Source organism: Kitasatospora saccharophila, from assembly GCF_039529925.1.
In the GTDB taxonomy this organism is placed as follows: Bacteria; Actinomycetota; Actinomycetes; order Streptomycetales; family Streptomycetaceae; genus Kitasatospora; species Kitasatospora saccharophila.
The window spans coordinates 1-4,114 of record NZ_BAAANS010000136.1 but is presented as its reverse complement, the minus strand read 5'-3'; the positions used below and the strand labels follow the sequence as shown (position 1 = coordinate 4,114).

The 4,114-nt window shown below is 57.4% G+C and carries 4 protein-coding genes; 1 reads left to right on the top strand and 3 read right to left on the bottom strand.

The window, feature by feature from the left end; genetic code table 11:
* Nucleotides 1-605: 605 nt before the first annotated feature.
* Genes ABD345_RS39730 through ABD345_RS39720 form a run of 3 tightly spaced genes read right to left on the bottom strand, consistent with a single transcriptional unit; the run spans nucleotide 606 to nucleotide 2,603 of the window.
* Nucleotides 606-1,223: a hypothetical protein gene (locus ABD345_RS39730; RefSeq protein ID WP_344106622.1), complete on the bottom strand. Its 618-nt coding sequence runs from the start codon at nucleotides 1,221-1,223 to the stop codon at nucleotides 606-608.
* A 49-nt stretch (nucleotides 1,224-1,272) separates the two neighbouring features.
* Nucleotides 1,273-1,659: a helix-turn-helix domain-containing protein gene (locus ABD345_RS39725; protein ID WP_344106624.1), complete on the bottom strand. Its 387-nt coding sequence runs from the start codon at nucleotides 1,657-1,659 to the stop codon at nucleotides 1,273-1,275.
* Entirely contained in the window at nucleotides 1,659-2,603 is a 945-nt protein-coding gene (locus ABD345_RS39720) for a replication initiation protein (RefSeq protein WP_344106627.1), read from the bottom strand. Before ABD345_RS39720 ends, ABD345_RS39725 begins: the two co-directional genes overlap by 1 nt.
* 302 nt (nucleotides 2,604-2,905) lie before the next feature.
* On the opposite strand from ABD345_RS39720, the gene ABD345_RS39715 reads away from it, so the two are divergent.
* A complete protein-coding gene (locus ABD345_RS39715) occupies nucleotides 2,906-3,685 on the top strand; it encodes a hypothetical protein (RefSeq protein ID WP_344106629.1) in 780 nt (259 codons plus the stop codon).
* Nucleotides 3,686-4,114 lie beyond the last annotated feature (429 nt).

Below are 4,114 nucleotides of genomic sequence, written 5' to 3'. Positions count from 1 at the left end.
AGCGAAGGGGCGCGGGTCTCGGCGGCGTGCGCGATCCTAGACCGGTGCTATGGGCGGCCACGGCAGGCACCACCAGCGGCGCAGCTTCACGGTCTCGGCGATCCGTTGCCAGATCCGTTTGGCCCGATTGGCAACTGGTAGCGCTTCACTGCGTGCAGGGAATTTTCCGACATCATGCGCACCTGATTTCGGCGCTATGTCCGGTAACGTTCCATTATCGGACATCACTTTGCAAAGTCTCCGACACCGAATTTTCCGACATCTTCAGGCGGCATCGAGGCGGGGTTTTGTGACATCTTAGGCGGCGGGTTTTCTGACATCTTAGGATCGGGTGTTGTTTGGCGGGTGTTGTTTGGCGGGTGTTGTTTGGCAGGAAATGGTTATTGAATACACACCCGATCAAAACTGACATCGCCACCAGCGGCGCGGCAATTTCTGGACACCGTAAAAGGGGGGTAGCGCAGCACATAGGGGGGATTTTTAGGGGGATACGGGCGGCACGGTCTCGGCGCTCGGCCTTGATTTATTACGCAATACGCGCGCGGCATGGTGCCCTAACACGGCACCAGCACCTGTTTTCTTGGGGTCACTATGCGAGGCGATTGTCATAGGCGACCGGGCGTCACGGTCACATCTATCGCGCTATCCGTGGCAGGATCATATGTGCATGTGTAAATGACATTCTGCCATGCACCAAAGCCGTTCTGAAACTGAGCCTTGTCGCCAATGTATGTGACGAGTCCTTCATCCTGATTTTCCCAACGAATGCGCGGGAATTTTGTGTCTGTCCATCCATCGGTCCAGCGCATATCGAATTGCGCCAAGCGCTCTATGGGTCTTCGGCAACGCACTGCGGCATCAATCGAATATTTTTGCCCCCAGCACTGCAAGTCTTGGCGGCATGCCTCAAGCTCAGCGGCTTCGGCTTCGGCTTGAGCGGCTCTTTCAGCCTCAGCTTCCAACTCAGCAGCGGCTTCGGCTTCGGCTTGAGCGGCTCTTTCAGCTTCTATCGCGGCTATTCTTTCAGGGCTTGTCTCAGGAAAAGCAACGGCAACAACCATCATCAAAATGAACCCGCCGGTAGGATATAAAACAGCCTGCAAAAGAGCCGTTTTCCTTCGTCCTTTCCATGCAAGAAGCCCATAAAGTGCCCTCAGCGTCATGATGACAATGCCAATTCCTAAGATTACCAGAATAGCAGTTTGCATATCCTCATTGGTCATGGCGCGATCCTCTCAGTTTTGAAGTTAACGGTTCTATTTCTTGCCAGCTTCACCACGGCCACCAGCGGCGGCGCGGCACGGCATCGGGCGGCGGTAACATGCGGCGCAGGTCATCAAGGTTTTGTTGCAGTAGGGCGTTCTTTTCGCGCTCGGCATCGAGTGCAGCTTCGGCACGTGCAAGGCGCAGTTCTAGGGCATGGTCTAGCGGCGGTTCTGTGGGTGTCTCACGGCGGTTCACTTGCTCCGGCTTAGTCCGGTCTACGGGTTTTCCCGTAGGGCGCGGCTGATACAGGCGGCGCAGCTCGGCGGCGTCTATCTGCCAATGTCCGGCGTCTGATTTCGCGGCGCTTATTTTCCCATCTGACAAGGCGCGCATGAGTGTTGCGCGGCTGACCTGATACATCTTCACGGCATCGCGGGGGCTAAGTTTAGGCATCACATTTCACCATCTGGCCTAGACGGTTCTAAGCCTGTCTCACTGCGGCCTAAATGGTCTGGACTAGTCCGGTCTATGCCTGTCGCATTGGCGAGGCTCTCGGCCAGTCTGTGGCGCTCTTGTGCGATTGTCTCCACCAGTCCGGCGCGGCGCGCTTTCCGGCCTACGCGCGGGCGGTCTAGTTCCTTCTGTGCCTTCACCAGCTCGGCGCGATCCTTTAGGCCCCATGCGATCCGCACACCAGCAACACGGCGGCCCTGTTTCAGCGGCATATACTCGGCGCGAAAACCCGCAAGTTGATTGATTTCAGCTAGGGCGGGTTCGAGGGCGCGAAACTTCAAACCTTGCCAACTGTTGAGCTTTCCAGCGGGCACGCCTAACAGGTCGCGCAGGTCGTCTAGGCTGACATCCTCGGCAGTCTTACGCAGGTTCGCGCGCAGGCTGAGCCATAGATACAGGCGCAGCGAATAGCGGCTTTCAAAGCTCAGAACGGCGCGGCGGGATATGCTGGCCCAATGCGTGCTATCGGCAATGACGCGGCGCATGGTCTTGGAAAATTCAAACCTGATTTCGGCACCGTCTAGGCTATCCGGTTCGCGCTCGACATCGGACAAGATCGGCCCTGATTTGGTATGTGCGCGGCCTTGGCGGCTCACCAGCTGGACGGAAACAATCGTGCTATGCAGCTCGGCTATTGCCTCGGCCAGCTCATCGCGGCTTCTGTGGAATGTTTCATTCAGAACGGCGTAGGGGATGCGGTGTTGCTTATCCTCGGCAACGGCTATTCCGGCCTCTTGGATAAGCAGGCAAAACAGCTTGGCGGCGCGCAGGGAAAGCGCATTGCCAGACACAAAGCGCATGCCCACCAACTCGCCAGCCGCGATAATTGCGTCCGGGTCCGGGCGTGCCATTTTCACGGCGCTGAGTGTGGTCAACTTTGCCATGCAGAAACGCTATAAAGAACGCAGACTGCCAGCAAGTTCTTGCGCCCGCAATCCGTTCTTTTTCACCCGCAATCCGTTCTTTTTCACCCGCAATCCGTTCGCGTAGGCCCGCAATCCGTTCTTTTTCGTTCTCTAATCCTCTGTAAATAAACGGTTTTTCGGCCTAGAAATAGAAATATGGAAATAAGAAAAGAAGGCTGACACCTGAAAGTTATCCACAGGCATTATACATTTAGTATACGTCTCCTTTTGTTCTCACTACATCTTCCATCGATTCCGATTTTAGCCTAACATTGCTGAGAATGAAGCGGGCATTCCGTCCAGCACATGAGGCAAAATTTGTTATGCGGCGTGAATTGCTTAGAATAGATGAGGCTGAGCCTGTTTCAGTGCATATGGGCCAGCATTCCGGCCTAGTAGGTAACACTCACCCATCCACCCGCTACACAGTCACGCGCGAATTGCCACGTGGGGCGCAGGCACGCATGATGCAGGCGGCGGCATTCTCTGAGCACATCGGGCACCCAATAAACACCATTTTGACCGTCAACGCGGCTCACCTTCAGCGCATTGGCGAGGGCGGTGTTTTCGGCGTTGGTAATCTGTGGGATGGGCTTCAGGAATTGCTCCAGCTGATCCGTAAATGGGTCAAGGCGCGCGGTATCTTCTGGGCGTGCATATGGGTCAGGGAATGGGCACCACGCGGATATGAAGGGCAGGCGGGCGAGCATTGGCACATCGCGATTCACTTGCCTAAATGCCTTCATGCTGACTTCGCAAAGCAGGTCGCAGAATGGACGGGCGAGGCGGTCGGGGCGGTCGCACCATCGGCGCGGGTTTCGGCGGTGTCTGTGGGGCGTGCGTGGCATTTGGGCGTGCGTCATGGGCGCGGCGGCCCTGAAAACATCGCGGCCTATTTTGGCAAGTCTGAGCCTGCCACAATTAAGCGATATGGGCGGCGCATAGAAAACCCTGACAAGCCACGCAACAGAGGCCGGTATCGGTTCGGCGGCTCCGGCCCCATCGAGGGCAAGCGATTTCACATCTGCAAAACACTCGGCACAACGGCGCAGGCGAGGTAGGGCTATGTTTAGGGCATTTCCCGCGCAGGGGTTCGCGCTGAGTGGCCTTCAGGCGGTCTTGGCTGTCATGATGCGGAAAACCCCTAATGGCGCTGTATGGCGCTTAAAATGGCCCTCACGGCGCATTGATATTCATTCAAAGGATTTCAAACATGCCTAGGGGCGGGGTTCGTCCAGGCGCTGGGCGTCCAGCTGGATCGGAAAACTCCGACACGGCGCAGGCGCGGCGCGCATTGGCTGAGCTGGCGGCGGGTCACGTTGGGGTCGCGCTCTCGGCATTGGCTGACATCGCGGCAAACGGGCAAAGCGAAGGGGCGCGGGTCTCGGCGGCGTGCGCGATCCTAGACCGGTGCTATGGGCGGCCACGGGAGGCACCACCAGCGGCGCAGCTTCACGGTCTCGGCGATCCGTTGCCAGATCCGTTTGGCC